The organism is Actinopolymorpha rutila, assembly GCF_013407855.1.
GTDB classification, from domain to species: domain Bacteria; phylum Actinomycetota; class Actinomycetes; order Propionibacteriales; family Actinopolymorphaceae; genus Actinopolymorpha; species Actinopolymorpha rutila.
The window spans coordinates 2,910,296-2,937,163 of sequence record NZ_JACBZH010000001.1 but is presented as its reverse complement, the minus strand read 5'-3'; the positions used below and the strand labels follow the sequence as shown (position 1 = coordinate 2,937,163).

The 26,868-nt window shown below is 71.3% G+C and carries 21 protein-coding genes and 1 tRNA gene; 8 read left to right on the top strand and 14 right to left on the bottom strand.

Going from position 1 to position 26,868, the window contains the following annotated elements; genetic code table 11:
* Positions 1–66: 66 nt before the first annotated feature.
* Positions 67–1,041, top strand: a complete 975-nt coding sequence (locus tag F4554_RS13090; RefSeq protein ID WP_179787637.1) for a magnesium and cobalt transport protein CorA — start codon at positions 67–69, stop codon at positions 1,039–1,041.
* Positions 1,042–1,068: 27 nt separating this feature from the next.
* On the opposite strand, the gene F4554_RS13085 is transcribed toward F4554_RS13090, so the two are convergent.
* Both F4554_RS13085 and F4554_RS13080 read right to left on the bottom strand, forming a co-directional pair.
* Complete coding sequence (locus F4554_RS13085; protein WP_179787636.1) at positions 1,069–1,908, bottom strand: undecaprenyl-diphosphate phosphatase; 840 nt, start codon at positions 1,906–1,908, stop codon at positions 1,069–1,071.
* A 6-nt stretch (positions 1,909–1,914) separates the two neighbouring features.
* A complete protein-coding gene (locus F4554_RS13080; RefSeq protein ID WP_179787635.1) occupies positions 1,915–3,015 on the bottom strand; it encodes an LLM class F420-dependent oxidoreductase in 1,101 nt (366 codons plus the stop codon).
* Between the two features lie 217 nt (positions 3,016–3,232).
* Here F4554_RS13080 and F4554_RS13075 point away from each other — a divergent pair, with 217 nt between their 5' ends.
* Complete coding sequence (locus F4554_RS13075; RefSeq protein WP_179787634.1) at positions 3,233–4,204, top strand: aldo/keto reductase; 972 nt, start codon at positions 3,233–3,235, stop codon at positions 4,202–4,204.
* A gap of 89 nt (positions 4,205–4,293) precedes the next feature.
* Positions 4,294–4,503: a DUF5703 family protein gene (locus F4554_RS13070; protein ID WP_179787633.1), complete on the top strand. Its 210-nt coding sequence runs from the start codon at positions 4,294–4,296 to the stop codon at positions 4,501–4,503.
* A gap of 31 nt (positions 4,504–4,534) precedes the next feature.
* On the opposite strand, the gene F4554_RS13065 is transcribed toward F4554_RS13070, so the two are convergent.
* The gene (locus F4554_RS13065) at positions 4,535–5,899 is read right to left on the bottom strand and encodes a M20/M25/M40 family metallo-hydrolase (protein WP_179787632.1); all 1,365 of its coding nucleotides are present in this window, start codon (positions 5,897–5,899) and stop codon (positions 4,535–4,537) included.
* A 113-nt stretch (positions 5,900–6,012) separates the two neighbouring features.
* Between F4554_RS13065 and F4554_RS13060 the strand changes: the two genes are divergently transcribed.
* A tRNA-Leu gene (locus tag F4554_RS13060) sits at positions 6,013–6,096 on the top strand.
* Between the two features lie 48 nt (positions 6,097–6,144).
* Here the strand turns inward: F4554_RS13060 and F4554_RS33570 are convergent.
* The 11 genes from F4554_RS33570 to F4554_RS13005 form a co-directional block, all read right to left on the bottom strand.
* Entirely contained in the window at positions 6,145–7,482 is a 1,338-nt protein-coding gene (locus tag F4554_RS33570) for a SagB family peptide dehydrogenase (protein WP_179787631.1), read from the bottom strand.
* Between the two features lie 44 nt (positions 7,483–7,526).
* A complete protein-coding gene (locus tag F4554_RS13050) occupies positions 7,527–9,749 on the bottom strand; it encodes a TOMM precursor leader peptide-binding protein (protein WP_179787630.1) in 2,223 nt (740 codons plus the stop codon).
* Position 9,750: 1 nt separating this feature from the next.
* Positions 9,751–11,007, bottom strand: a complete 1,257-nt coding sequence (locus F4554_RS13045) for a cupin domain-containing protein (RefSeq protein ID WP_179787629.1) — start codon at positions 11,005–11,007, stop codon at positions 9,751–9,753.
* Positions 11,004–12,122, bottom strand: a complete 1,119-nt coding sequence (locus F4554_RS13040; RefSeq protein ID WP_179787628.1) for a nitroreductase family protein — start codon at positions 12,120–12,122, stop codon at positions 11,004–11,006. Before F4554_RS13040 ends, F4554_RS13045 begins: the two co-directional genes overlap by 4 nt.
* Positions 12,123–12,133: 11 nt before the next feature.
* The gene (locus F4554_RS13035) at positions 12,134–14,374 is read right to left on the bottom strand and encodes a TOMM precursor leader peptide-binding protein (RefSeq protein ID WP_179787627.1); all 2,241 of its coding nucleotides are present in this window, start codon (positions 14,372–14,374) and stop codon (positions 12,134–12,136) included.
* Between the two features lie 15 nt (positions 14,375–14,389).
* Positions 14,390–14,746, bottom strand: coding sequence for an NHLP leader peptide family RiPP precursor (locus F4554_RS13030; protein WP_179787626.1), 357 nt, complete (start codon positions 14,744–14,746; stop codon positions 14,390–14,392).
* A 295-nt stretch (positions 14,747–15,041) separates the two neighbouring features.
* Entirely contained in the window at positions 15,042–16,604 is a 1,563-nt protein-coding gene (locus F4554_RS13025) for a SagB family peptide dehydrogenase (protein ID WP_179787625.1), read from the bottom strand.
* A gap of 11 nt (positions 16,605–16,615) precedes the next feature.
* A complete protein-coding gene (locus F4554_RS13020; RefSeq protein ID WP_179787624.1) occupies positions 16,616–16,933 on the bottom strand; it encodes a hypothetical protein in 318 nt (105 codons plus the stop codon).
* Positions 16,934–16,975: 42 nt separating this feature from the next.
* Positions 16,976–18,376 carry a TfuA-like protein gene (locus tag F4554_RS13015; RefSeq protein ID WP_179787623.1) on the bottom strand — a complete coding sequence of 467 codons (1,401 nt, stop codon included), beginning with the start codon at positions 18,374–18,376 and terminating at the stop codon, positions 16,976–16,978.
* Positions 18,373–19,653, bottom strand: a complete 1,281-nt coding sequence (locus tag F4554_RS13010) for a YcaO-like family protein (RefSeq protein ID WP_179787622.1) — start codon at positions 19,651–19,653, stop codon at positions 18,373–18,375. The genes F4554_RS13015 and F4554_RS13010 overlap by 4 nt, the downstream gene beginning before the upstream one ends.
* 84 nt (positions 19,654–19,737) lie before the next feature.
* Positions 19,738–20,454, bottom strand: coding sequence for an SDR family NAD(P)-dependent oxidoreductase (locus F4554_RS13005; protein ID WP_179787621.1), 717 nt, complete (start codon positions 20,452–20,454; stop codon positions 19,738–19,740).
* Between the two features lie 103 nt (positions 20,455–20,557).
* Here F4554_RS13005 and F4554_RS13000 point away from each other — a divergent pair, with 103 nt between their 5' ends.
* The 4 genes from F4554_RS13000 (at position 20,558) to F4554_RS12985 (ending at position 26,859) form a co-directional block, all read left to right on the top strand.
* Complete coding sequence (locus tag F4554_RS13000) at positions 20,558–21,397, top strand: helix-turn-helix transcriptional regulator (RefSeq protein WP_179787620.1); 840 nt, start codon at positions 20,558–20,560, stop codon at positions 21,395–21,397.
* Between the two features lie 98 nt (positions 21,398–21,495).
* Entirely contained in the window at positions 21,496–22,956 is a 1,461-nt protein-coding gene (locus F4554_RS12995; protein WP_202889269.1) for an MFS transporter, read from the top strand.
* A gap of 483 nt (positions 22,957–23,439) precedes the next feature.
* Positions 23,440–24,783 carry a phosphopyruvate hydratase gene (gene eno, locus F4554_RS12990; protein WP_179787619.1) on the top strand — a complete coding sequence of 448 codons (1,344 nt, stop codon included), beginning with the start codon at positions 23,440–23,442 and terminating at the stop codon, positions 24,781–24,783.
* A gap of 210 nt (positions 24,784–24,993) precedes the next feature.
* The gene (locus tag F4554_RS12985) at positions 24,994–26,859 is read left to right on the top strand and encodes an HNH endonuclease (RefSeq protein ID WP_238341286.1); all 1,866 of its coding nucleotides are present in this window, start codon (positions 24,994–24,996) and stop codon (positions 26,857–26,859) included.
* Positions 26,860–26,868: the final 9 nt, after the last annotated feature.

Genomic DNA, 26,868 nt, shown 5'->3' with positions numbered 1-26,868 from the left:
TACGAGCCGGCGCCAATAGTGGTGGCGCCGGGCGGCTACCAGGCGTAGCGCGGACAATAGGGCGCGATGATCGTGGACTGCGGTATCTACCGGGACGGCCGTCGGGTGGACAGCCCGTCCGACATCGACGGCGCCGTCGCCGCCCTGCGGTCGCGGGACGACACCTTCTGCTGGCTCGGACTGCACGAGCCCGGCCAGGACGAACTCAAGGCGGCCGCCGACGCGTTCGGGCTGCACCCGCTCGCCGTGGAGGACGCCTTCAAGGCGCACCAGCGGCCGAAGCTGGAGGCATACGGCGAGGTCACCTTCGTGGTGCTGAAGACGCTCACCTGCCCCGACCGGCGGGCGCCGTTGCGGGTGGGCGAGCTGAACATCTTCGTCGGCCCCCGGTTCGTGGTGACCGTCCGTCACGGGCCGAACATCGACCTCCAGCATGCCCGGCACGACCTCGAGGAGCGGGCCGGACTGCTCGGCCACGGGCCGGCCGCGGTGCTCTACGCGATCTGCGACCACGTGGTCGACGGCTACGCCGACGTGGCCGACATGCTTGAGGACGCGGTGGACGACGTGGAGCAGTCGGTGTTCTCCAACGAGCGCACCAGTGACGCCGAGTCCATCTATCGGTTGAAGTCACACGTGATCGGGTTCCGCCGCGCGGTCCGCCCGCTCGGCGCCGAGCTCGACCCGCTCGTACGCGGCCGGATCGCCGGCGTCGGCGAGGAGGAGACGGCGTTCTTCCGGGACGTCGCCGACCACGTGCTGCGTCTGTCGGACCAGGTGGAGTCGCTCGACGACCTGCTCAGCTCGGTGCTGAGCGCCCACCTCGCGCGGGTCGGCGTCCAGCAGAACGACGACGCGAGGCGGATCTCCGCGTGGGTCGCCATCGCGGCCGTCCCCACGCTGCTGGCCGGGATCTACGGCATGAACTTCCGGCACATGCCGGAGCTCGGCTGGTGGTGGGGCTACTACGCCGTGCTGGGGCTGATGGCCGTGATCTGCGTACTGCTGTACCTCCGGTTGCGGCGGGCCGGCTGGCTGTAGCTGTCAGCCGTACGCCCGGTCAGCCGGTCAGACGTACGGCTGCAGCACCCCGAACGCCAGCAACAGCAGCACCAGCGCACCCAGCGCCGCGCGGTAGATCACGAACGGCATGAAGTTGTGCTGGGAGATGTAGCGCATGAAGTACACGATCACGACGTAACCGACCACGAAGCTCACGATCGTGGCCAGGATCGTCGGCCCCCAGGCGGGTGCCTTGTTGCCGCCGATGTCGAGGATCTCCAGCAGCCCGGACGCGAACACCGCCGGGATCGCCAGCAGGAAGGAGTACTTCGCGGCCGCCTCCCGGGTGTAGCCCATCAGCAGGCCGGCCGTGATCGTCCCGCCCGAACGCGACACACCGGGGATCAGCGCCAGCGCCTGGGCGCACCCGAACGCCAGCGCCTCCGGCATCCGCAGCCGGGTCAGCGGCTTGCGGTTGACGGCGATGGCGTCGGCGAGCCCGAGGATGACGCCGAAGACGATCAGCGTGACCCCGGCGAACACCAGTGACCGCAGCGAAGTCTCGATGGTCTTCTGGAAGAGGAAGCCGAGGATGGCGATCGGCAGCGTGCCGACGATGATGTACCAGCCCATCCGCGCGTCGGGTTCGCGGCGCAGCTGCGGCCGGAACAACGACAGCGTCCACGTGCGGATGATCGCCCAGATCTCCCGGCGGAAGTAGACCACCACGGCGGTCTCGGTCCCGAGCTGGATGACCGCCGTGAACGCCGCACCGGGGTCGCCCCAGCCGGGCACCAGGCCGCCCGCGATCCGCAGGTGGGCGCTGGAGGAGATGGGCAGGAACTCGGTGAGCCCCTGCACGATCCCGAAGACCAGGGCCCCGAACCAGCCGACTGTGTGTTCCACGCCTATCTACTCCCCTACTCCGGCGGCGGCGAACGCCTCCGCCGTCGTGTGCAGTGTCGCGATCCGGTCCTCGACCGTGTCGCCGAACGGCGAGACGGCCACGGTGGTGACGCCGGCGTCGGCGTAGGCACGCAGCCGCCCGGCGATCCGGTCGGCCGGGCCCAGCAGCGAGGTGCTGTCGACGAACTCGAAGGGCACGGCCGCGGCAGCATCCCGGTGCTGCCGGGCGAGGTACAGGTCCTGTACCCGCGCGGCCTGCTCGGCGTATCCCATCCGGGCGGCCAGCGCGTTGTAGAAGTTCTGCGTACGGCTGCCCATCCCGCCGAGGTACAGCGCGGCGTATCCCCGGACCGGCAGCGCGCAGGCCTCGACGTCGCTGCCGGTCACGACCGGGGCGCAGGCCACCACGTCGAAACCGGCCAGGCTGTCGGTGCTGTCGGTGCTGTCGGTGCCGTCGGAACCGTCGGGGCTGTGCGAGCTCTCGGCGCGGGCGCGGCCCGCGCGCAGGTGGGCGAGGGAGTCCGGCACGAACTCCGGCGCCACGAAGACGCCCAGCCAGCCGTCGGCGATCTCACCGGCGAGCTCGAGGTTGCGCGGGCCGACGGCGGCGAGGTAGACGGGGACGTCGGCGCGCAGTGGGCGTACGGACAGCCGCAGCGGCTTGCCCGGACCGTCCGGCAGCGGGAGCGTGAGGTGCCTGCCGGCGTACTCCAGCCGCTGCCGGCGCAGCACCTGCCGAACCACCTGGACGTAGTCGCGGGTGCGGGCCAGCGGGTGGTCGAAACGTACGCCGTACCACCCCTCCGACACCTGCGGACCGGACACGCCCAGCCCGAGCCGGAACCGCCCGCCGGACAGCGCGTCGAGGGTGGCGGCGGTCATCGCGGTCATCGCGGGCGCCCGGGCCGGGATCTGGAAGACTCCGGAGCCGATGCCGATCCGCTCGGTGCGGGCCGCGACGGTGGCGAGGAGGGTGGCGGCGTCCGTGCCGTACGCCTCGGGCGCCCAGCACACGGAGTAGCCGAGCCGGTCCGCCTCGACCGCCAGCCGGATCGTGTCGGCGAGGTCGCCGGTGTCCCAGGCGCTCAGGGTGAGTCCCAGTCGCACGCGCTGTCACCCTTCGTACGTTCGCTGCCGGTCCGCCGCCCGCGGGGTCCGTACCGTTCGTCACTGTCTCACCGTCGCGGACCGACGGCCGCGGCGAGCTTACTGGCCGATTCCGGGGTACGGGACGGCAGGCACGTCCGTGTCGGCCCGGCATGCCCTAGGGTCTGTGACAGTTCGGCGCCTCGCGGCCGGGGCGGCACAGGATGGGGGATCGTCGATGCAGCAGCGCCACCTCGGCCGGACCGGCCTGCGGGTCTCCCGGCTGGCGCTGGGCACCATGACGTGGGGCCGCGACACCGACGAGCACGAGGCGCGCGAGCAGCTCACCGCGTTCGTCGACGCGGGCGGCACTATGGTCGACACCGCGGCGGGGTACGCCGACGGCGACAGTGAACGCGTCCTCGGCCGCCTCCTCGGCGAGGTCGTCCCCCGCGAGAACCTGGTACTGGCCACCAAGGGCGGGGTCTCCCGGCGCGGCGGCCACCGGGTGGTCGACGTCTCCCGCCGGACGCTGCTGGCCGAGCTCGACGGATCGCTGCGGCGGCTCGGCGTGGACACCGTCGACCTGTGGCAGCTGCACACCTGGAGCCCGGCCGTACCGCTGGAGGAAACCCTGTCCGCGCTGGACTTCGCGGTCAGCAGCGGCCGGGCGAGGTACGTCGGCATCTCCAACTACACCGGCTGGCAGACCGCGCACGCCGCGACGTACCAGCAGGCCTGGCCGGGGCGGGCCGGCCTGGCCTCGACCCAGGTGGAGTACTCCCTGCTGCAACGCGGAATCGAACGCGAGGTGCTGCCGGCCGCGGAGGCGCTCGGGCTCGGCGTACTCCCGTGGTCCCCGCTCGGCCGCGGCGTCCTCACCGGCAAGTACCGCGCCGGCACCCCCGCGGACTCCCGGGCCGCGTCGCCGCACTTCGAGCGGTTCGTCGGGGTCTACCTCGACAAGCGCAGCTACCGCATCGTGGACGCGGTCTGCCGCGCCGCCGACGGACTCGGCCTGTCGCCGCTGGAGGTCGCCTTGGCCTGGGTACGCGACCGGCCGGGCGTCACGGCGCCCGTGGTCGGGGCGCGCACGGCCGCGCAGCTGCGCGGCTCGCTGACGGTGGACGACATCGAGCTGCCGCCGGAGATCAGCGCCGCGCTGGACGACGTGTCCGCCCTGCCACTCGGCTACCCCGAACGCCGCTGAACGACCCTGAAAACGCCGCCGGCCGCCGAAACCGGGATGTTCGGCCCGTCGTGTGCCACACCCCTGCCGCCGCGTGCAACGATGGTCCGATGGCGGAGTACGAAACGCATCAGCTGCAGCTGCCGCGCTCTCTGTCCCGCAGAGTGGTGCGGCAGTTTCTTGTGGAGCGAGCGGAGTACGGCGGCTGGGAACTCGCCCGGGTCCGGGTCTACCCCGACGGCCGGCGCACCGTCACCCTGCGGCGCAAGATCATCCGCGTCACCAAGACCGGGCCGCTGCCCGGCGCGCTCACGGCCTGACCCGGCAGCCCCGGGCGCCGGTCAGGCCGGGTCAGGCCTGGTCGAGGAAACGGTCCACCACCCGGGCGCCGAACTCCAGCGCGTCGGTCGGCACGCGTTCGTCGATCCCGTGGAACATCCCCACGAAGTCCAGGTCCGGCGGCAGCTTCAGCGGCGCGAACCCGAAGCACCGGATGCCGAGCCGGGTCCAGGCCTTGCCGTCGGTGCCGCCGAACATGAGGTACGGAACGGCGCGGCCCTGCGGGTCCTCGGCCACGAGCGACGACTTCATCGCCTCGACCAGCTGCCCGGCGAACTCCGTCTCCGTCGCGACGTCGTAGTTGAGAATCTCCCGGGTCACCTTGTCGCCGATCAGCTCGTCGATGGTGGCCAGGAACTCGTCCTCACCGCCCGGCACGAACCGCCCGTCGATCGTCGCGGTGGCCTCACCCGGGATGACGTTCGCCTTGTAGCCGGCGTCCAGCATCGTGGGGTTGGCGGTGTTGCTCAGGGTGGCACCGATCGCCCGGGACACCGTGCCCAGGCGGGTCAGGGTCGCTTCGACGGCGCTCGGGTCGTCGGCGTTCAGGTCGACCCCGAGCGCCTCGGACACCTCGGCCAGGAACGCCCGGACGCTCGGGGTGAGCCGGACCGGCCACTTGTGGGCGCCGATCCGGGCGACCGCGGCGGCGAGTTCGGTCACGGAGTTGTCGTCGTTGCGCACCGACCCGTGCCCGGCCCTGCCCCTGGCCCGCAGCCGCAGCCAGGCCATGCCCTTCTCCGCGGTCTGCACGGGGTAGAGGCGCAGGTCGTCGCGTACGGTCAGGGAGAACCCGCCGACCTCGCCGATGGCCTCGGTGCACCCTTCCAGCAGGTCGGGGTGCTTCTCGACCAGCCAGTGGGCGCCCTTGCGGCTGCCGGCCTCCTCGTCGGCGGTGAACGCCAGCACGACCGGACGGCGGGGCGGCCGGCCGTCGCGTGCCCGGGCCCGGAGCACCGACAGCACCATCGCGTCGAAGTCCTTCATGTCGACCGCGCCGCGCCCCCACAGGCAGCCGTCCTTGATCTCGCCGGCGAACGGGTCGACGCTCCAGTCGGCGGCCATCGCGGGCACGACGTCGAGGTGACCGTGCACCAACAGCGGCTCGGCGTCGGGGTCGGTGCCCTCCCAGCGGGCCACCACCGAGGTGCGGCGGGGCTCGGGCTCGAACACCTGGGGCTCCAGCCCGGCCTCGGACAGCAGCCCGGCGACGAACTCGGCCGCGTCCCGCTCCCCCGGCCCGTCGTGATCATCGCCGTAGTTGGACGTGTCGATCCTGATCAGGTCACGACAGATCTCCACCACGTCGGCGTCGGGGGCCGACCGGCGGTCGGCTGCACCGGGTGCGGACGTCGGCTGCTGGGCGTCGTCGCTCATTCCCTCATCCTGCCGGTATTCGCCCGATTTTGCAGCCTGGGTGCTGAGGCGCGACCGACCCGGGCGGTTTGCTACAGTGAGCGCCGCGCGCAGGGGTGGTAGACCTGTGCCGCGTCCGGGTGGCGGAATAGGTAGACGCGCTAGCTTGAGGTGCTAGTGCCCGCAAGGGCTTGGGGGTTCGAGTCCCCCCTCGGACACAACCCATCGAGCGAGATCGATCTTCGCATTCACCGCCGCAGGTGCCGTCACAGTACGCAGGTGGCCACGGCGTCCTGGTCCAGGCTGTCGGCACCCATCCGGTCGGCGTACCCCACGATCTCGGGTCCGGTCGCGAACGGCATCGCCATCGCGGTCGCTGCGAACTCCAGTGTTCGCAGCAGGGCGCCGGCGTTCTTCAGGCAGTTGACGTACGCGGTGCCGGAGTACTTCCACGACCGGCGCTGGAAACGCGCCGTCAGCACCAGTACGGCACGAGCACGTGGCTCGGCCGACCGGGCGGCGGCCAGGACGTCCTCGACGGTGCCGGGCCGCGCCCGCACGACCTCCAAGCCGTGCGCGAAGGCGTCGTACCGGTAGACACCGGACGCCAGCCCCCGGCAACGGTCGGTGACGAGGTGGATCTCGATCTCGTGCAGGGCGCCACCGCTGGGATGCGGGCGCGAACTGACCAGCACCCGGACGGGGCTGTGCGGGGCCGGCACCTCGACCGTCCGCGAGGCCCGAACCCGTGCGGCGCGGTACAGCAGCGCGCCGACGTCGGCCAGGTCCAACGGCCGTGCGGTCCCGAAGCCCGCCCGGCGTCCGGTGAGCACCCGCGCCGGGTCCGCGTCACCGAGCGGAGCGGCGACGGCGGCGCGGGGCAACGCGATGGCCCGGCCCTCCGGCGCGCGAGTCGGCGTAGGAGCCCCCGCAGGAGCCACCGCAGGATCCGGCGCCGCTCCCTCCGCCAGGCCTGCGAAGGTGGCGCCGACCCGCCGACCCGCCTGGCCCATCCGGCTCGACCGGTGCACGACGGCCTCGGCGAAGGTGAGGTGCTGCTCGGCTTCGGCGGTCCCCACCCACCGGAGCAGGCGACCGCCCACGAGCAGGCGTGCCGTGGCATGGTCGAGTCCGGTACCGCCGGAACAGATCTCGGCGCGGGTCGCCGGGGTCCGGAGCCGGGACAACCCGGTCACCAGCCCAGGGTCGTGCAGCGCCATCCGCCCGGTGGCCAGCGGCGACTCCAGGACCAGTACGCCGTCGCAGACCCGGGAGTACGCGTAAGTGCACAGGCGGAGCCTCCGCTCCGGACCGGCCTCCGTGCCGAACCCGAACGGACGCACGGTCGGCGTGAGCGAGGCGACGAGACGCCGGCCGTCGAGGACGAGCCGTTCGAGCATCGCGTACTCGTCGAGCGGGGCGCACAACCGCGGGTCGATCGCGGTCTCCGGCGCACCCGCCCGCAGCAGGCCGGCCGTCCGCCGCAGTGCGGCCGACGGATGCGACACCCGCACCTCGGTCTCCTCGTCGCACAGCGACAGGAAGGCCGGCCCTTCCTCCACCGACACACCACGCAGGAGCCGAAGGCAGGTGGTGAACGGCACAACCCCTCCCCTCGCGAGGACACCGGAGCTCACAGGAACAGAGCTCACAGGAACATGGAAAACGGGTTGAGGTCCTCCTCGCCCGGGACCGACGGGAGCCAGCCGAGCGCGACCGGAACGTCGTACAGCCGGCCTGGGGCGAAGCGCGGCCACAGGGGCCGAAGGCCCGGTACGACGACGCGGACGACCGGCATCCCGACCTCCGGCCGAGTGAGGTTCACGGCCACGATCTCCAGTCCGGCTGCCTCGATCCGCTCCCGTACCTTCGTCAGCATCTCCCCCAGGCGGTCCGCACCGCCGGAGGGCCTGCCCTCGGCCCGGCGTACCGGCTCGGTGCCGGCAGGCAGCAGGTACGGGTGGCCGGCCACGTTCGCCTCCGAAAGCCACCGGCGGGCAGGCCGCGCGAGGTCGCTGCGCGGCACCTTCTCCGCCGGGCCCACGGCGCCGAGCCAGGCGAGCATCTGCGTCAACTCGCTGACGGCCTTGACCAGGCAGCCGCCCGGGTCGGGATGGCAGCCGAAGCCGAGCACCACGTGTTCGGGTCCCTGCCCGACCCGCCGGGAGACGGCGACCATCACCGGCAGGCCGAGGTCGTGGGTGAGATCGAGCACCCACAGTTCCCGCCCGGCGCGGCCGAGCGAGTCGGCCACCCGGGCCACGTAGGGCTCGCCGAAGCTCGCCCAGTCCACGCCCGGTCGTCGCAGCCGGTGATACCACCACATCGCGGCCGCGTCGCGTTCGGCCAACTCCAGCAGGGCGTGCAGCGTCGCCGACTCCGCGGACGGACCCGCGGCCAGGCCGTTGGACGACTCGGGGAAGTACGCCGGACTGCCGTCCCGGGGATGACCCAGCATGCACAGACCGGTGGGTACGTACCTCGTCTCTCCGGCGGTCAGCGAGTACCCGGGCGTCCAGTCGATCGGCGTCCGCACGCCGTGGCGCGGGGGCACCATGGCGAAGTAGCCGGCGTCCGCGGACCACCCGGCGCGGGCGGCGTACTGCCGGTCGCTGAAGAGCGTGCACGTGGCGGGGTTCACGGCGGCGGCGCCGAGTTCGTCGTAGGACGCGCGCAACGGCCGCTCGGTACCGGTGAACGTCGCGGAGAAGCGCTCCAGCGCCTCCGCCAGCGCACTCGCCCGGGCCTGCACATCGGTCGCTCCCTTGCCCACACACGTGCGGCGCAGGCCGTTCCGAAGATCGGCCAGTCCGCGCGGCGGCGGCAGGGCGTACGCGCTCTGGTACAGGTGATCGGCACCCGCGGGATCGAGGTCGGCACGGTCCAGCCGGGTGACGATGCCGGTCACGCCGCTGACGTGCCGCCCGAACCGGTCGAGCGTCTCCCGGGGGTCGGGCGTCGTCGCCTCCTCGACGTCCTCCGGTGCGCGCAGAAGGTGCCGCGACGCAGGAACCGGAACCGGCGTGCCTGGATCGCCGCACACCTCGCACGTGGGGCGGGCGGCGACATGGTGCCTGCGTACGTCGTTCGCCGCGACGTCCCACACCAGGACGCCGTCCTCCACCGTGTCGCCGACCCCGAGCAACCACCGCTGCAGGTCGTGTGTGACCAGACCTGCCGCGAGCGTCATCGTGGAGGCGTCCGGGCCGGTTCGGCCGTCCCGGACGCGGGTCCCCGTGTCCAGCAGGGCCAGCACCGGCCGGCTCCCCCGGATCCGTTCCGCCACACAGTCCAGGCACGGCGTACCGTCCGGGCGAAGCATCGGCCCGCACCACACCGTCTGGTCGGTGACGCGTACGGGCAGTACCGGCAGGCCGTCGCGGCGGCGCGCCCGGGCCACCTCGCGGGCGTTCGCGTCGGTGTAGTCGTCGACGAGGACGACCGCCACGCCCGGGTCGGCGCCGACCGAAAGGCCCAGTGCGGCAAGCCGCTCGGCCAGTAGGTCCGCTGCGCCGCTTCCGGCGGACTCGACGCTCACCGTGACAGCCGCGAGGCGCCGTTCCGCCTCGGCCGGGTCGAGGCCATGGACGGAGAACGCCGCCCGGGATGCACGCTCGGCTTCGGGATAGTGCTCGACCACCTGCCGGGCACGCTCCATACGGGCCAGGGCGTAGTGCACCGCCGGTGCGCTGACGCGCCCCCGCAGCCCCGCGACGATCTCGCCGACGGTGCGGCTTCCGTCCAGCAGGGGAACCAGCGCGGCGTAGATCGATCCGCGCAACGCGGTGTCCCCGCGCTCGGTGAAGAGGTAGGCGCCGTCGCCGTCCACCACGCGGGCGTCGAGGTGGGGAGCGATCTGCGGACGTTCCATTTCAGTCCCCACCCTCGTCCGGAATCTCGTCGGTCTGCCCCGTGCCGGCACCGTCGCGGACGACGCGCAACAACCGGTCCCGGGTCAGCCGACGAGCCAGCACCAGCTTGGCCTCGGCTGTGAGCGGGCCGGGAAGGTCGCCGGGCCGGAAGGCACAGCCGGTCGAGGCGACGAACCGCAGCGCCGGCCCGATGCTCGCGGGGCCGCGCAGATCGTTGCCCGGATAGCGGATGACGGCGGTCCCGTCGCTCGTGTCCACCTGGCAGAGCGCGTCGGCACGCCGTACCAGCAGGGTCTCCGCTCGCAGGTCGTCAGCGTCGTGTCCGTGGACGAGGCTCCCGTCGGGCAGCTCGGGCAGGGACTCCACGAACCCCCCGCCGAGGGCTCGTACGGCAGCCTCCGCCTCCACCCGGTCGGCAACCGCCCGCAGCAACTCCGGTACGACGGACGCGGCCCGGGTCCCGGCCGGATCGTTCACCCAGCCGGGTGGCAGCGCCCTGCGCAGGGGCAGATGGTCGCGGGCACAGTCGCGCACCGCTCGGGCGAGCACGTCGGCCCAGCGGAACACCTCCAGCCCGATCGTCAGGTGCAGGGACGGCTGGTCGCTGTCGGTGAACGCCTCGTGGATCGTCCCGCGCGGGAGGTAGAGGGTGTCGCCCGCGCACAGCTCGTACTCCGCGGAAGGCTCCTGATGGTCCTCGGCGTCCCGCGTCAGCGTCTCGAACCGTAACGGCAGCTCCCGGACGGTCGGGTACAGACGCCAGCGCTTGCGTCCCCCGATCTGGACGACGAACACGTCGTGGTCGTCGAAATGCGCGCTGAATCCCTGTGCGTGTGCCGGTGTCAAGTACATGTTGACATTCACCGGACACTGCAGTGCCGACTCGACCTCCCGCGCGAGCGCGCCGACCCGGGGTACGTTGCGGTGCACGCTGTGCAGGAGCACGGTGCCGCCCTGTGCCTGCAGGGCACGGATCCGGGCCAGGGACACCCGCCCGTCCCGATGGCTCCGGTCGTCGGCCGGCACGCCTCGCAGGACCCGCTCGGTGCCCGCCGATCCCTCGACCGCGGCCAGGTTGGTGAAGACATGGCCACCCCCGTACAGGAGGTCGTCGACGTCGTGGGCGGTGAACAACTCCGCGAAGTACGACGAGTCCTGTCGGCTCACGTGCAGGGGTGTGTGTTCCCAGTGCTCCTCGAGGAACTCCTTGCCGGTCACCGGCGCCAGGAGCCGGTCGAGGCCGAATCTGCCGATCATGTCGTCTCCTCCGCCTTGCTGCCCAGCAGAAACTCACCGACCGAGGGATGGGTGAGCGGGTCCAGACCGGAGGCCCGCGCGAACGCGCCGGAGTCCCCCGCGCCGAGCGCGCAGCCGGCCAGGCCGAGCATCGCGGCCGCGAGATACATCTGCTGCATCCGGCGACCCACGTCGACGAGCACGTCGGCGTACGTCCCGGCGGTGAGCCCGGTGGCGAACAGCACCACCAGCACCTGCACCGGCGAGGACGTCCCGTCGACCGACCGGGTGGCGTCCCCCGCCAGGCGGTCGAGCTCCGGTGACCACGGCGCGAGCGTGGTCAGTGCGTGGGAGGCGCGCCGGTATCGGTACAGACCAGACGGGAGGCTGGTACAGGCGCGGACCACCACGGCCGGCTCGAGCAGGCCGGTGTCCTGTGGCGTCTGCGCCAGGTCGAGGAATGCCCCCAGGTCTGCCCGGCTCAGCGGCACCTCGCCGTACGTACGGACAGAGGTACGTCGGTCCAGAAGCGCGTCGACGTCGAGAACGCGGCCTTCCCGGGGCGTCCAGCGCGCCAGCCCGAGGTACTCGCCGTGAGGTGAGGCGGTCACGGCCCCAGGCGGCGGCTCGGCTGATCGGGTCGCATCCGACCGGCGGTCCGACTCCCCGGCGGTACGGAACAACAGGTCGGCGAACGACCAGCCTGCGGTGACGGCAGCGTCTCCCCGGCTGCCTGCGTCGTCAGCGCTGTCAGCACTGTCAGCGCCGTCCGGAACGGAGTCCAGCAGGCCCGCGCCGGCCAGCAGCCCGACCGCGGTCTCGGCCACGTCGCGGTCCAGTCCGGGCACGCCGGCGCAGACGTCCCGCACCGTCGAGGGAGCACCGAACGCCGCGACCATCGCGACGGCAAGCGGGTCGGCCAGGGCGGCAAGCGCCCGGTGGTACGCCGAGGCGAGCACGGGCCGGTCGAGCCAGCGTACGTAGCTGAAACGGGAAAGTACGAAGCGCCCGCGCAACCCCAGGTTGACATCCGTCCACGTGCGCGCCCGGACTCCCTCCAGGCGCAGGAAAACAGTGTCACCGAGCAAGAGGGTCGTCGTCGACGCGCCGGTGCGTTCGGCGTGAATGGTGTCCACGGTCGCCGGTCCTAGATGAACATCGGTGTGGGGTTCAGGTCGGCTTCGGCCGTGGGCGTACTCATCCAGCCCAGCCGTACGGGCACGTCGTACAGGCGACCGGGCCCGAAGCGCGCCCAGAAGTGCCGCAGACCGGGCACGAACACCTTGACCACGGCCAGGCCGACATCGCGGCGGGTCTGGTCCAGCACCATCATCTGCATGCCGCGCTCCTCCACGAGCCGGCGGCACAGCGAGAGATCCTTGTCCAGCTCACCGGAGGATAGGTTGGCGATGTCGGCGGCGGTACGGGGACTGCGGCCCGGGTCGCCGACGAGGTAGGGGTTGTCCGCCAGACGTGCGCCGAGCAGCCACTGGGTGGTCTCGGAGTCGGCGAGAACACGCTCCGGGTTCTCCTCCATCGCACCCACCCAGCTGAGCATCTGGTGCAGTTCGGTGACCGACCGCAGCAGCGCGATCCTCGGGTCCAGGTGCGCGCCGAAGCCCAGCAGGATCCGCTCCGGTGTGCTGTCCAGGCGCCGGGAGAAGGCCGCGAACACCGGGATGCCGAGGTCCGCGGTGAGGTCGAGCACCCACAGGTCGCGGTGGCGCTCGGCGAGGAACGCGCGCGCCCGGTCCAGGTAGGGCAGGCCGAAGCTGTCCAGGTCGACGAGCGGACGGGAGACCCGGTGGTACCACCACAACGCGATGCTGTCGCGTTCCACGAGTTCGAGGAAGCCCTGCAGGATGGCCTCCTCGACGGTGTTGCCGGCGGCACAGCCGTTGCTGCAAGAGATGGCGAAGTTCGGGCCACCGGCGTCGGCGAACCCGTAGTAGCACAGCGCCGTGGGGATCAGGCGGAACGCCTCCGACGACAGCGACCAGACGGGAGTCCAGCTGATCTCGGCCGTCGGGTCGAACCTGCGGGGCACGAAGTTGTAGCGGGTCTCGCGGCGGTTCCAGCGCTCGCGTTCGGCGTACTGCCGTTCGCTGAACAGCATCAGGTCGTTGGGATGGACGACGTCATCCGCGGCAAGATCCGCGTAGCGCCCGAGCACGCGGGGCTCGTCGCCACGGAAGGAGCCGGAGTAGCGCTCCAGGGACTCACACAGCGCACTGGTGCGCGCCTGCACGTCCGACGCACCCTTGCCGGACTTGCCGCCGCCGAGGGCTCTGCGCAACTCCTCCACGTCGCGCGGTGGCTCGAGGTTCTGGGTCGAGGCGTAGACGTGGAAGGCCGGGCTCGGCGGGCCGGTCCTGACCAGCGAGGTGACCACTCCTGTCAGCGGGCTCACCAGACGCTCGAAGCGGTCCAGGGTCTGCTCCGGAGTGACGGTCCGGTGGCCGCCGTCGAGGTCGAACGCCACCGGCGCCGGGCGTAGCAGGACCGGCCTTCCCGCGGGGCTGGACGGCTCACCGCAACCGCAGGCACGGCACTCGGGTAGGGCCACGACGTGGTGGCGGCTCGTGCTCCACTCGCCGAGGTCGAGGGTGTGCAGCGTGTGGCGCAGGTCGGCGCCCCCGGTCCTCGCGTACCGGGCGACGTGCCCCGCGACGTACTCCGCGGCCACGTTCGCGGTCGCCTGCGTCCGCGCCACCGCCGGCACCACGGGCGCGTGCCCCGCCGGAAGTCTCGCCTCCACGAAGCCCTGGACCGGTCGGTTGGTTCTGAGCCGCCCGGCCAGGCACTCCCAGCACAGCGGCTCGTCGAGAACCAGCAGCGGACCGACCCAGACGTCCAGCCCGGCCGTCCTGGCCGGAAGCATCGGCACGCCGGCCGTCCGGCACCGTCGGTACAGCTCACCGACCTCGGGCCGCAGGTAGTCGTCGGTAAGAACGACGAGCGGCGATCCGCCGTCGGCCACTTCCAGGCCGCGTGCCCGGAGGGCCGCCGGCAGGTCGCACCCGCCGGCGGCCCCGACCGAGGCCACCGCCACCGCCACCGTCTCCGTCGCCGCCACGGACAGGCCGCGCGCACGCTCGTGGTCTCCCTGCGGCTCCGGGACCTGCGAGTCGGCCAGACAACCCAGGTCGTGAAGCCGCCGTAGAGCGTGGAAGACCAGTTCCGGCGAGTGCCGCGGCCCTATGGCGGCGGCGATCTGCGCCGGCGTGTGCTGCCCGTCGATCAGTGGGACAAGCGACCGGTAGCAGTCACCGGAAAGCCCCACGTCACGCCCGGTCCAGGACAGCACAACGCCGTCGGACTCAAGCAGGGTGACGGCCACGTCCGACCGGAAACGTGGACACGTCGGCCCGATGGCGTTCAACGCCACGTCAACGTCCGCTTGTCACTGGTCGGGCGTCGTTTCTGCCCTGAGCGGGAAGTACGTGACGCTGCAGGTGTCGTTGCCGCAGTAGCCACCGATCGGCCGGGCCGCGGCGGAGACCTGCGAGAGGTCGTCCTCGGACAGCTCCGCCAACGTCGGCTTCTTGGCCAACGGCAGGTAGATGGTGTCCTCGCTGTTCTGTACGACCTTCACCTTCAAACCGTGCGGCACCGGAAGGCCGTTCTCCTCCATCACCGACCTGGGATCGGACTTCAGCCGCTTCATCAGAGCCTCGTCGTCCCACGCCCGCGCGACCAACTGAGCCCACAGCTCGTTGAAGTCGCCCTCCGGTGCCTTCTGCTTCTCGTCCTTCGACATCTACCCGTCCCTCTCCACGGGGCCAGACGAGTACGGCCGGTCCGGGCTCCACCCGAGCATCTGCTCCTGACGCACCCGCGCCCAGCACCGCGCCGGAAGGTTTCGGAAGGCCGTTCAGTGAGGAACCTGTCGAAACGCTGTCCGGGCATCGGTATCGAACCGCTGGTCGAAACGCTGGTGTCGCAACACTGGTCGAAACGAGTGCGTGTGCGTCGAGGAGTCGAATGCGCGTCGGCCCCGCACCCCCATCCCCCTGGCCTTCTGCGTAAGGCTTATCGCGAAAACTAGAACTGCCTCATGGCGGCGTCAATAGTTTCTGGACAGGTGCCGGCGAACCACCGAGCAGGAACTCCCCCACCGACGTCTCGGTGAAGTAGTCGACGCCTGCCACGCGAGCGAAGAGGTCCGCATCACCACCACCGAGAGCGCACGGCGCGAGACCCATCGCGGTCGCCGCGAGGTACATCGTCTGCATGAGAACGCCGACGTCCTTGAGAATCAGCGAGTACGCGACGGACTGGTACTTCCAGGTCATCCGGCCGAATCTGGCGGCGATCGTCACCAGGACGTGCAGGTCCTCCACCCGCCCATGGATCGAACGCGCGGCGTAGTCCAGCAGCGGAGCGGGGTCCGCGTCGCCGGACACGGGCAGCAGCCGGTGGCCGGCACCGTCGTACCTGTAGAGGCCTCCGGGCAGGCCCTCGCACGTCGCCGCGACGACGTACAGGTCCAGCTCGTAGAGCGCCCCGCCGTTCGGGTACGGGCGAGTGGCGACGGCCAGCGGGCTGGGGCCCTCCGGGCCCGGGATGTCAACGCGGTGTTGCTCCCGGACACGTCCCACGCGGTAGAGAAACTCCCCGAGCTGGTCCAGTCGGAGCGGTGTGGGCCCGTACCGGCGGACCGACCTGCGATCCTCCTGCACCCGGACGTACGGTGGATCCTTGTGTGACAAGGCTTCCAGGTCCGGAACCACAAGAGGTACGGAGGCGTCGGCATCGCCGGGCTCAGCACCGCCGGACCCAGGATCGCCTGGCTCCGGACGGGCCGCCAGTGCGGGCGGTGCGGGCCACCTGCCCAGGTGGGGATAGGTGCCGCCGACCGGCTGGTCGTGCCGGCCGTTGCGGCTGCGGGTGTGGAACAACAGATCGTGGAACTCCCACATCGCCAGCGCCGGATCCTCGTCCTCCGCCGTGCACACGGCGTCCGCCGTACTCACGGTGCCCGCGGTGCCCGCGGTGTCCACAGTGCCCTCGGCGGCCGCCGGCACGAGCAGGTCGCTGCCCACCAACGCCGCGAGCAGCGTGTGGACCTCCTCGGCCGCGACGTCGATGCATCGGGCGGCGATGTCCTTGGGGTCGCCCGGCGTCGCCGCCGCGTGCACCACCAGCGCGCCGCGGTGGTCGTGCAGAAGCATCCGTACGGGAGTACGCGACGACTCCAGCACGTGGCCGCGCTCGTGACGGCGAGTGAAGGCGAAGCGCGACAGCACGTAGCTGGTGGCCGGATCCGGCTCGACGGCACGCGGACGGTGGCCCGGTGACATTGACGTGAGCGTGGCGAGCCGTCCCCGCGTTCCCCGAACAGACCACGCGCACAGGTTCAGCTTCGCCAGCCGGCCGAGCACGTAGTAGAACCGCGCGAGACCGTCCAGCCCGTCTCGTTCGCGTACGACAGCGGTGAGGGCCCTCTCCGTGTCGCCGCCCGCGGCCATCGCGCTGACGGCCGCGGCGACGCCGAGGCTCGGGCGATCGAGGCGCAGTACCGGCTGCCCGTGCAGGCAGACCGAAAGCGAGGTGCGGTCCTGGCGCAGCTGCGTGTCCGCGCGCAGACCAATGGCGAACTGGTGTCCGGCAGCCACAGGTGCCGTCCTCAGCTGCCGGTGACGGCATCGCCGAGCCGGTCGAGCGCGAGCCGGTTGTTGACGCATTCGGCCGCCACGTCACCGGCACCGGCGCCGGACACCTCGGTGAGCTCACCTGGAGAGGGAACGTACAGGTAGACGGTCTCCTCGTCGCTGGCAACGACCTGGAGCCGGACGTCCATGCCCTCCGGCACCACGTAGCCGTGCTCGGCGAGTACGCCGGCCGGATCCTCCGCGAGCCGTTTCCCGAACTCCGGGTCGTCCCAGGCCCTGGCCATCAGCCGGCCCCACAGCCGGCAGAACTCAAGCTGCGAAGGATGAACCATCCCCGCCCCCTCCGGTGGTCTCGACACTCGTCACGGCAGTCGTCACGGCTGGCGCACTTCGTCGGTCCGGTCGACGTTCTCGGGCTCGCCGGACCGTTCGTCGCTCTGCGCGGTGAGCCGGGTGTAGAGGTACTCCCTCGTCACCGCGGCCACGAACGACTCGAACGTACGGAACCCGTGCACCTTCGCGTGCTCGCGCGGGTTCAGGAAGTAGAAGGGGCCGAGCCGGGAGAAGTACCACCGCATCAGTTCGGGGACCGACAACCCCGCGTCCTCGGCCGAGGCGTCCGCAAGGCCCGCGGACCGCAGCCTGCGCTCCTTGTCGGCCCAGCGTTCCCGCAGCGTCTGGTAACGGCCGTCGACACGGAGGTGGTCCAGCAGATGCCCGCCGCCGCCGCGCGCCCAGCGCAGCTTGTCCAGGCCGGCCTCGCCGGCCGCGAGCCGGTCGAAGCGCTCGGCGGTGACGTCGTTGTCCGCGAGCCACTGCGCCAGCTCGTCGTCGTCGTCGATTCCGAGTTGCCGCCGGACCCGCTCGCGGGCCGCAGCCATCGCCTCCTGGCCCGCCCCGTGACCCAACGCCTGCGCTTCTGCCTCGGCGAGGTCGCGGAGCAGACCCTGGTCCACGGCGCGCTGGTAGGCGGCTCCCTGCAGACGCAACTCCTCCAGTACGCCGTCACCGGGCAGCCGGTCCGGTGAGCCGTCCCGGTCCACGCCGCCTTCGGTCTGCGAACGCATGACGTGGGACCAGAAGTCGGTCTTCTCCATCCGGTAGGACACGGTGGCCGGTGTGCCGTCGCGGAGGTCGTCGCGGATGCGGGCCAGCATGGCAACGGCGTCGTCCCGCTTCTGGTTCACCTGCCCGGCGGGCAGCCAGGCACGCAACGCGTCCAGCGCCGGTGTCGGTACGCCCTCGCGTTCGGCGACCTTGAGCAGCAGGCCGTAGGTGCGTTCGGGGTAGAAGATGGCCTTGGCGAGCTCGGCCAGGCGGCCGCCCGTGGCCGCCGACACCACCGAATCCCCCACCGCGCGTTCGAGCGTGGCACGGATGTTCACCATCGCCTCGGACAGGCGGCGGTAGCCGGATTCGGCGTCGTCATGTCCGACGGCGACCTCGTCGTCGTCCTCCAGCACACCGTCGCGGTACCACTCGTAGACGCGGCCGACTCCCCGCATCCCGAAGACGTCGAGTTCGGCGGCGCGAAGGGCGCCCATGCTGGCCGCGCCGTACACGTGGATCCCCTGCGACATCGCCCAGAGGATCTCCTTGTGCCAGACCGCGGGCACGTGGTCGAAGTAGCCATCCACGATCGCGATCGCTCGCGGTCCCCGGCGAGCGAGCCGGAAGAGGTCGCCCTGGGACACCGGCGGCAGGTACGTCGCGTCCAGGACGGCTCGGCCCTCCTCCGGGGACAGGCTCGGCCCGGTGAAAACGAAGACGCTCATGCGCTCACCCCTGTCGGCTGAGCGCCGCGGGTCCGCTGGGCGTGCCGGGCCCGCTCGCCGGTGGCGAAGTAGTTCCACTCCATGAACGCCATCTCCAGTCCGGGTACGACGAGTCTGGCCACCGGCAACCCGAACTCCGGCCTGGTCAGGTCGACCACCACGGCGCTCTCGATACCGGCCGCCTCCAGCCGGCGCAGCTGCCAGTCGATCTCCTCGTCGAACGTCGCGAAGTCCTGACGGTCGCCGTCCCCGAAGGTACGAAGCGTTCCGTCGTGGTCGAGCCACTCGACGCTCTGTCTCGGGGCACCCTTCGCCGCGCGGCCGCGGTAGTGCGCCGGGTCCAGGTCGTCGCGGGACCCGGAGATGATCGTGAGCCGCATCTGCGCAGCCTCGGTCAGGGCGCGTAGCAGTGCGATCTCGTGGGTCGAGTGGCAGCCGTAGCCGCGGTAGTTCTCCACCAGGCCGATGGAGGCGTTCGCACGGTCGCAGAACATGCTCATGTACACGGGTATGCCGACGTCGGAGGTCAGCTCCCAGGCGGCCACCGCCATCCCGGCCTGTTCGAGCAGGTCGAGGACTCGCCGGCACTCTGGGTCCGTCACCGTGTCCAGGTCGACCCTGGTCGAACGCTGGTACGCCTCCCCGCGCAGCGACCACAACGTCGCGGCGTCGCGTTCGACGACCTCGGTCAGGCAGTGGGTGACGGCCTCCAGGAGATGGTTGCCCGAAGCCAGCCCGTTGCTCGTCTGTGCGAAGCACCCGCTACCGCTCGGCCGCGGGGTGGTGAAGTTCGCGTGCACCATCTCGAAGGGCACCCACACGTGATGCTGCGCGATCAGGTCGAATCCCTCCACCCACAGCAGCGGAAGGTCAGGGTGGAACGCGCTGTCCCTGGGCTGGTTCAGCCGGGTCACGTCGACCAGACGGTGGTCCGCCTCGAGGTCGTGCAGGCTGCCGTACAACAGCGGCCGGTGCACCCGCTCGGCGTGGTAGGTCTCGATCGACTCCATCACCCCGGACGCCTTGGCCGCGTCGAGTGTCGTCCCCTTGCCCTGGGCCACCGCCAGCGCGCGCGAGTTGGGCCGGCAGACCATCACGACCGGTATCCCGATGTGGTCCAGACCGGTGACGTTCGCGATTCGGGTGATGCCCATGCGTGACAGGTGCGGACGGACCCGCGCCAGGGTCTGCGCCGGCGGGCAGACCCGATCCGTGCCGGCGCGGTACCCCTTCGGCACAGGCGTCGTGTGTGAAGGAAACGCGAGCACACCCGACATCGAAATCCCCCCGGATCCGCCGACCACACCGCCGATGCCGTCGCAGAGTACTCAAGGGGTCAGTCCGCGTAAAGAAGATCTTTTTCACCAGGTCAGAGGTCCGTCGGCGTCGAAGTAGCCACCGGTGGGGCCGTCCGGGCCGACCTGCGCCATGCGGACGATGATCTCGGCACCCTCCTCGACGGTCTGCGTACCCGTGCGGTGGTTGAGGTCGGTCGCGGTGTAGCCCGGCTCCACCGCGTTGATCCGCACGCGCGGGAACGCCTTGGCGTACTGCACGGTGATCATGTTGACCGCGGTCTTGGACGCGGGATAGGCGACGCCCGGGTACGCGTACCCCGGCGCGGCGGGGTCGGTGCTCAGGCTCAGCGAGCCCAGTCCGCTGCTGACGTTGACCATGACGGGCGCGGCCGACCGGTCCAGCAGCGGCAGGAACGCGTGGATGACGCGTACCGTTCCGAAGACGTTGGTCTCGAAGATCGACCGCATCGTGTCGGCGGTGGTGTCCGCGGCGCCGACGACTCCGCCGTCGGGGAGCCGTCCCTCGATACCGGCGTTGTTGACGAGTACGTCCAGTCCCCCGTCGTCCTCGATGACCTTCGCCGCGGCCGCGACGGACGCGTCGTCGGTGACGTCGAGGAGCACCATTCTCGCGCCCAGTCGCTCGGCGGCCTGACGCCCACGCTCCGCGTCCCGGCTGCCCACGTAGACGGTGTGGCCCGCCGCGAGCAGTTGCCGTGCGGTCTCGAAGCCCAGACCCTTGTTCGCTCCGGTGATCAGTGTTCTCGTCGTTGTCGTCATGTCCTCCAGGTTGCCGACCCGCGACGGCTCCAGCCAGCCGTCCGGTCTTCCTGGGACTGCTGGTACCAGGCTGGTCCATGGGCCGCGGTGCACACTGGGAGCCATGGCGAGTCGCGAGTTCGGTGTGGCCGTGCGCCGCTGGCGCGACCGGGTCCCGCCGGCGGCCGCCGGGCTCCCTGCCGGTCGGAACCGCCGCGCGGCCGGGTTGCGGCGCGAGGAGCTCGCCCTGCTGGCCGGGATCTCCGTCGACTACGTCACCCGCCTCGAACAGGGTCGAGCGGACAACCCGTCGGTTCAGGTCGTGGAGGCCCTGGCCAGGGCATTGCGGCTGTCTCGGGCCGAGCGGGCACACCTGTTCCAGTTGGCCGGGCTCGCACCACCAGGACCCGAGACGGTTCCCGCGTACATCACCGCGAGCGTCCAGCGCCTGCTGGACAGACTGACCGGGACACCGGTCGCGGTGTACGACGCCTCCTGGACGCTGCTCGTCGCGAATCCGCCGTACGCGGCGTTGATGGGCGATCCGTCGCACTTGCACGGCAACCAGCGCAACGGCGTCTGGCGCCAGTTTCTCGGCGAGGGCACCAGGGTTCGGCACACGAGCCAGTCCCGCTCCGAGCTCGAGGCAGCCCTGGTCGCCGACCTGCGGGCGGCGACCGCCCGCTACCCGTCCGACCAGCACCTTCGGCGCCTGGTGGCGGAGCTTCGGGCGAACAGCGACCGGTTCGCCGAACTGTGGGAAGCCGGCGTGGTCGGACACCACGAGGCCGCCCGCAAGACCATCGACCACCCGCAGGTGGGTCCGGTGACGCTGGACTGCGACGTGCTCAGCGTGGCCGGCGCCGACCTGCACATCATGGTCTACACGGCAGAGCCCGACACCGAGGACGCCGAACGCCTCGCGCTGCTCACGGTGCTCGGTACGCAGGCGCTCACCGGCTGACCGGATCCGCCGCGTCGTTCGGACGTCTGGCCCGGCCGCGAGATCTGGACGCGCACGGTTCGACGGGTGCCGAAGTGTTCCCGTGGCATCCTGTCGGGATGGCGAAGTCCACCCGCGACCGAACGCCTGACACCGACAGGTCCGCACCGACCGGCGCGGTTCCCCGCCGGGCATCTTCGGCACGTCCGGCGCTCGTGCTCGCCACCATGTGCGTGGGGATGTTCCTCGTCCTCCTCGACGTCACCGTTGTCAACGTCGCCTTGCCCACGCTCGGCGCCCAGCTGCACAGCGATGTGGCAGGAATGCAATGGGTGGTTGACAGCTACACGGTCGCCCTGGCCGCACTGCTTCTGACCGCCGGAACACTGGGCGATCTCCGCGGTCATTCGAGGATGGTCCTGGCGGGGCTGGCGTTGTTCGGCGCCGCGTCCGCGGCCGCGGGACTGGCACCCTCACTCGGTTTCCTCGTCGGTGCCCGCGCGGCCCAAGGCGTCGGCGCGGCGGTTCTGCTGCCCTGCACGATGGCGGTCATCAGTGACACCTTCCCCGACCAGCATGCGCGGGCCCGCGCGCTCGGCGTCTGGGCCGGAGTCTCCTCCCTCGCCCTCCCGGCCGGGCCGGTGCTGGGCGGCCTGCTGGTCACCGCGGCCGGGTGGCGGGCGGTGTTCCTGGTCAACATTCCGGTCGTCGTCGCGGCCATGGTGGCCTGCGCACGGCTGGTCCCGCCGGTGCGGCACGAGCGAGGGAGTGCGAAGAACCGCGACGGCCAGCGAGGCGACGTCGACCGTACGGGTGCGCTCACCTGCACCGTCGCCCTCGCCGCGGTGGTGTTCGCGGTGATCGAGTGGGGGCGCGGCACCGGTGTGCCGGTCGTGGGTGGCGCGGCCGGGCTCGCCGCGGGTGCGCTGGTCGCCTTCGGGTACGCCGAACACCGGGCGGCGCGGCCACTCCTCCCGCCGGCTCTGCTGCGCTCGCGTGCCTTCGTCGGCGCCAATCTCGTGGCGGCGGCGATGAACTTCGTCGGCATCGGCACGATCTTCGTTACGACGCTGTACCTGCAGGAGGTCCGCCAGCACAGCCCGCTGCGCGCGGGCCTGGAGCTGTTGCCGCTGTTCGTTCCGCTCGCGGCGCTGTCACCGCTGACCGGCCGCCTCACCGCGCGGTTCGGCCCACGCCCGCCGATGGTCGCCGGGCTGTGCGTCGGCGCCGCGGGTCTCGTCGGCCTGCTGCTGCCGGACGCGAGCAGCCAGTACGGCGTGCTCCTGCCGGCGCTGCTCGGCCTCGGGGTAGGCATGGGGCTGCTCACCGCGGCCGTGGTCACCGCCGCCATGAACGCCGTACCCCGAGACCGCGCGGGCCTCGCCGGTGGCGTGAACAACACCGCCCGCCAGTCCACCGGTGCGCTCGGTGTCGCGGTGTTCGGCGCGGTGGCCGGGAGCCCGGCGCACGTGCGGGCGTTCCTCGGCGGACTGCACCTGCTCGGCCCGGCCGCGGCCTGCGTGTGGCTCGCGGCCGCCGTACTCACCGTGGCGACCGTACCGGCGCAACCGCGCACCTGACCGCGCCGCTCCGGCCGCGCCGCTCCGGTTCGCGGCCGGTGATTCGTTCGGTCTGACCTTGGCGAATCACCTGTGCCCGCCGGCGTCCCAAGCAGGTAAGGGCTTTCGTCCGTTCGATCGGAACACTCTGGCTGCTCCGGCTGCTGCACTGGCTGCTCGAGAAGTTCTCAAAGAAAAGGACACTGCGAGGACGTCGTTCGCGGCGAAAGTCTCGTCGTGGCTGGTCCTCGTGCTGGGCCTGATCGCAGCCATCAGTCTGGTAGGTCGAATCCTGCTCGTACGCCAGGGAGTTCTCTACGGCTCCTACGCCGTGAGGCGCTCCCACGCTGCCTGCCAGGCGAACACCTGACCGTCCCGGCCAGGGGTGCGCGGCGATCTTCGGCGAAGCTGGCTAAGGTACGTACTCTCCTCGATGTGGCGGAGCGCGGCAGCCCAGACCTCGGGTCGTCACCTGTCAGGTCGACGCACGAGAGGAAACCCCCCGTGAAAGCTCGCCAAGCCTCGGCCATCGCCAGCGTCGTGGCCTGGGAGGCCCTGGACTCCAGGGGCCGGCCCACGGTCGCGTGTCGCGTCCAGCTCGGCGGCGGCGCAGTCGCCCGCGCGATCGTGCCGTCCGGCGCGTCGACCGGCGCGCACGAGGCGGTCGAACGCCGCGACGGCGGCGAACGCTACGACGGCTGGGGCGTGCGGTCGGCGATCGCCGCGGTCACCGGCGAACTCGGCCCCGCGGTCGCCGGTCTCGACGCTACCGACCGAGCGCGGGTGGATGCCCGGCTGGAGGAGGTCGACGGTACGCCCGACCTCGCCCGCACCGGTGCGAACGCCGTCCTGGCGGTGTCGCTGGCCTCGGCGCTGGCGGGTGCGCAGGCGCTGGGCCGGCCGCTGTGGCAGGTGCTCGCCACCACCGACTCCGGAGGAGTCCCGTCCCGCCGGACTTTGCTGCCGATGCCGATGGTGAACATCTTCTCCGGCGGGGCACACGCCGCCGGAGCGGTGGACATCCAGGACGTGCTCGCGGTCCCGGTCGGTGCGGAGAGCTTCGCGCACGCGTTGGAGATCGTGGCCCGCGTACGCGCCGCGACCGCGGGCGTTCTCCGACGGCGTGGGCTGTCGTCGGCGCTGGTGGCCGACGAGGGTGGGCTGTCCGCACCCATGTCGGACAACGAGGCCGCCGTCGGCGTGGTCTGCGAAGGCATCGAGGCGGCAAACCTGCGGCCCGGAGCCGACGCCGCGGTCGCTGTCGACCTCGCCGCCAGCCAGTTCGGCACCGCGGAGGGGCGCTACCACCTGCGCTGTGAGGACCGCGAACTCGACCGGGCCGACTGGCTCGCCCGGCTCGCCGACTGGTGCGGGCGGTACCCGATCGTCTCGTTGGAGGACGTCCTGCACGAGGACGACTGGGACGGCTGGACCGAGGCGGTGAGCGTCCTGCCCGAGCAGTGCCAACTCCTCGGTGACGACCTGTTCGCGACGCACGTCGAACGCGTCCAGGAGGGAATCGCCCGCAAGGCCGCGAACGCCGTTCTGGTCAAGCCCAACCAGGCCGGCACACTCACCCGCGCCGAAAGCGTCGTCCGCGAGGCGCAGCGCGCCGGTCTGGGAACCGTCGTGAGCGCCCGTTCCGGTGACACCGAGGACACCTGGCTGGCCGACCTCGCGGTCGGCTGGCGCGCGGGGCAGATCAAGGTGGGCTCGACGATGCGGTCCGAACGCACCGCGAAGTGGAACCGCCTCCTCGAACTCGAGCACGATCTGGGACGGAACGCGGTGCTCGCCGGCCCGGAGGTGTTCGGCCGCTCGACACCGGTGTCCGACCTGCGGACCTGACGGCACCTGACTGCCGGCTGACAAGGCCAGCTTGACAGGCGGGGTTCGACACTCGTACGCCCGGACTCGAGGGCTTGTTCCGGACTCATGACCCCACGTGCACGTCGAGCTCGTCCGACTTTCGCGCAGGTTGAAGTTGACGTCGATTCTTCTTGTGGGTAAGGGGTTTCCGGCGAGCAGTAGTGGATCTTGTTCGGTAGAATCGAACGCATGAGCGATGGCGGTGAGTGCTTCGACGGCGACCTGGGCGATGGGTCCGGTGGTCGTCGGGTGCTGCCTGCCGGGTTCGCTGATCTGCCGGGCGGGCCGGAGTTGGCGGCGGCGGTGGCTTCGGTCGACGTCCGTGAGTGCAACGGGTGGGAGCTGGAGGAGCTGATCAAGGCCCAGCGGCGGTTGGTCTGCTGGGTGGATGCTCAGTGTCTGGCGGCGGTGAACGAGCTGACTTACGCCGAGCCCGGCGTGCGTGATGAGCCGGCCGAACGGACCGTCACGCCGGACCCGATGACCCCGGAGGTCCTCGAACCGTTGCTGGGGTGGACCGGCTACCGGGCACACCAGTACGTCTTTCTGGCCACCACCCTGCCCCGCCTCCCACGGGTGCAGCAGGCGTTGGCGTCGGGCCAGTTGGAGCTCAACGAGGTCCGCACCATCGTGGACCGGATCACCGACGCCAAACCCGACCTGTGGGGAGCCATCGAGGACGCCATCTTCCCCAAGGTCCTGGACCTGCGCGGCGGGTTGTTGCGGGCGAAGGTCGAGGCAGAGGTCCTCAAGGCCGACCCCGAAGCAGCCGCCAAACGGCACCGGACCGCGCGGACCGGGCGGAACCCGGCGATGTGGCCCGCCGTCGACGGAGTCGCCGACCTCGCCATCCGCGGACTGTCCGCCGACCAGGCTGCTGAGGCGTACGGCTACATCGACGCCATCGCCCGCGCGGTCAAATCCACCGGCGACTCCCGCACCCTCAGCCAACTCCGCGCCGACGTCGCCGCCGCCCTGCTCACCGGCACCGCCCACATCACCGACTGCTCCACCCCCAGGCAAGCCGACCAGACCCCCGGCGAAACCGAGCAGGACCAGACCGAGCAGGACAAGGCGGCAAAGGATCAGGCCGAGCAGGGCGAGACCGGGCAGGGCAACGCGGAAAGCGGCGCGCCGAAGGGACAGGGTGAGACCGAGCAGGGGCACTGCGACATTCACCGGTTCCCCGACCACGACCTGCACAGTGCCGACTGTGACTGCGCCGACTGCGCTCCCGCTGGGACCGGAAACACCACGCCCCACTACACCCCCTGCCACTGCTTCACCGCGCACGACACCGCAGCCCACGACGCCGCCGAGCGCACCACTGCCGCAGAGGACGCAGCCACCGGTCATCCCGCCGCGGGTCAGATCCCGCGCCAGAACCGGCGACCCGACGAGTCGGCGGACCCGCCGCCAGGCGGGACAACAACACCACCAGAAGTCACGCCGCCCTGGTCTTCCTCGCAGCCGAGCTGGGGTGGGATACGAACGCGGGCGAAGATCCAGCTGAACATCCCGCTCACCACCCTGATGGGACTGTCCACCCAGCCCGGTGAACTCGGCGGGTTCGGACCCGTCATCACCGAGGTAGCCGAACGCCTGGTCGCGAACAACCTCACCAACCCCGAAGCCCGCTTCAGTGTCGGGGTCACCCACCCGGTCACCGGACGCCTACTCAGTCTGCATCCGATACCGGCCCGGTTCCTGCGCGGGCTACAGGCAGAGCTCGTGCATGCCCGCGACCAGCGGTGTGTGTGGACCACCTGCCGCAGACCGGCAGCGACGTGTCACCTGGACCACAACACCGAACACGCTCGCGGCGGGGAAACCTCGGTGGACAACATCGCGCCGTTGTGCCCACGCCACCACAAAGCCAAAACCGAGAGGGACTGGAAACTCCAGCAGACCGGGCCGGGAGAGCACAGGCTCACCGACCCCTACGGCCGGCACCACCGAAGCGGAGCGCCATCCCTCACCGACCCAGTACCACCCGAACCGGCACCCGCCACCACCGGCACGAGAACGGCCGACGATGACCTACCGCCGTTCTGAGAACAGGAG

Bases quoted from the DNA above. Each gene is read 5' to 3' on its own strand.
- F4554_RS13005 (WP_179787621.1), bottom strand. From the start codon at position 20,454: ATGACGACAACGACGAGAACACTGATCACCGGAGCGAACAAGGGTCTG.
- F4554_RS13030 (WP_179787626.1), bottom strand. From the start codon at position 14,746: ATGTCGAAGGACGAGAAGCAGAAGGCACCGGAGGGCGACTTCAACGAG.
- F4554_RS13065 (WP_179787632.1), bottom strand. From the start codon at position 5,899: ATGAGCGACGACGCCCAGCAGCCGACGTCCGCACCCGGTGCAGCCGAC.
- F4554_RS13075 (WP_179787634.1), top strand. From the start codon at position 3,233: ATGCAGCAGCGCCACCTCGGCCGGACCGGCCTGCGGGTCTCCCGGCTG.
- F4554_RS13010 (WP_179787622.1), bottom strand. From the start codon at position 19,653: ATGTCGGGTGTGCTCGCGTTTCCTTCACACACGACGCCTGTGCCGAAG.
- F4554_RS13070 (WP_179787633.1), top strand. From the start codon at position 4,294: ATGGCGGAGTACGAAACGCATCAGCTGCAGCTGCCGCGCTCTCTGTCC.
- F4554_RS13045 (WP_179787629.1), bottom strand. From the start codon at position 11,007: ATGATCGGCAGATTCGGCCTCGACCGGCTCCTGGCGCCGGTGACCGGC.
- F4554_RS13090 (WP_179787637.1), top strand. From the start codon at position 67: ATGATCGTGGACTGCGGTATCTACCGGGACGGCCGTCGGGTGGACAGC.
- F4554_RS12985 (WP_238341286.1), top strand. From the start codon at position 24,994: ATGAGCGATGGCGGTGAGTGCTTCGACGGCGACCTGGGCGATGGGTCC.
- F4554_RS13015 (WP_179787623.1), bottom strand. From the start codon at position 18,376: ATGAGCGTCTTCGTTTTCACCGGGCCGAGCCTGTCCCCGGAGGAGGGC.
- F4554_RS13020 (WP_179787624.1), bottom strand. From the start codon at position 16,933: ATGGTTCATCCTTCGCAGCTTGAGTTCTGCCGGCTGTGGGGCCGGCTG.
- F4554_RS13050 (WP_179787630.1), bottom strand. From the start codon at position 9,749: ATGGAACGTCCGCAGATCGCTCCCCACCTCGACGCCCGCGTGGTGGAC.
- F4554_RS13000 (WP_179787620.1), top strand. From the start codon at position 20,558: ATGGCGAGTCGCGAGTTCGGTGTGGCCGTGCGCCGCTGGCGCGACCGG.
- F4554_RS12995 (WP_202889269.1), top strand. From the start codon at position 21,496: ATGGCGAAGTCCACCCGCGACCGAACGCCTGACACCGACAGGTCCGCA.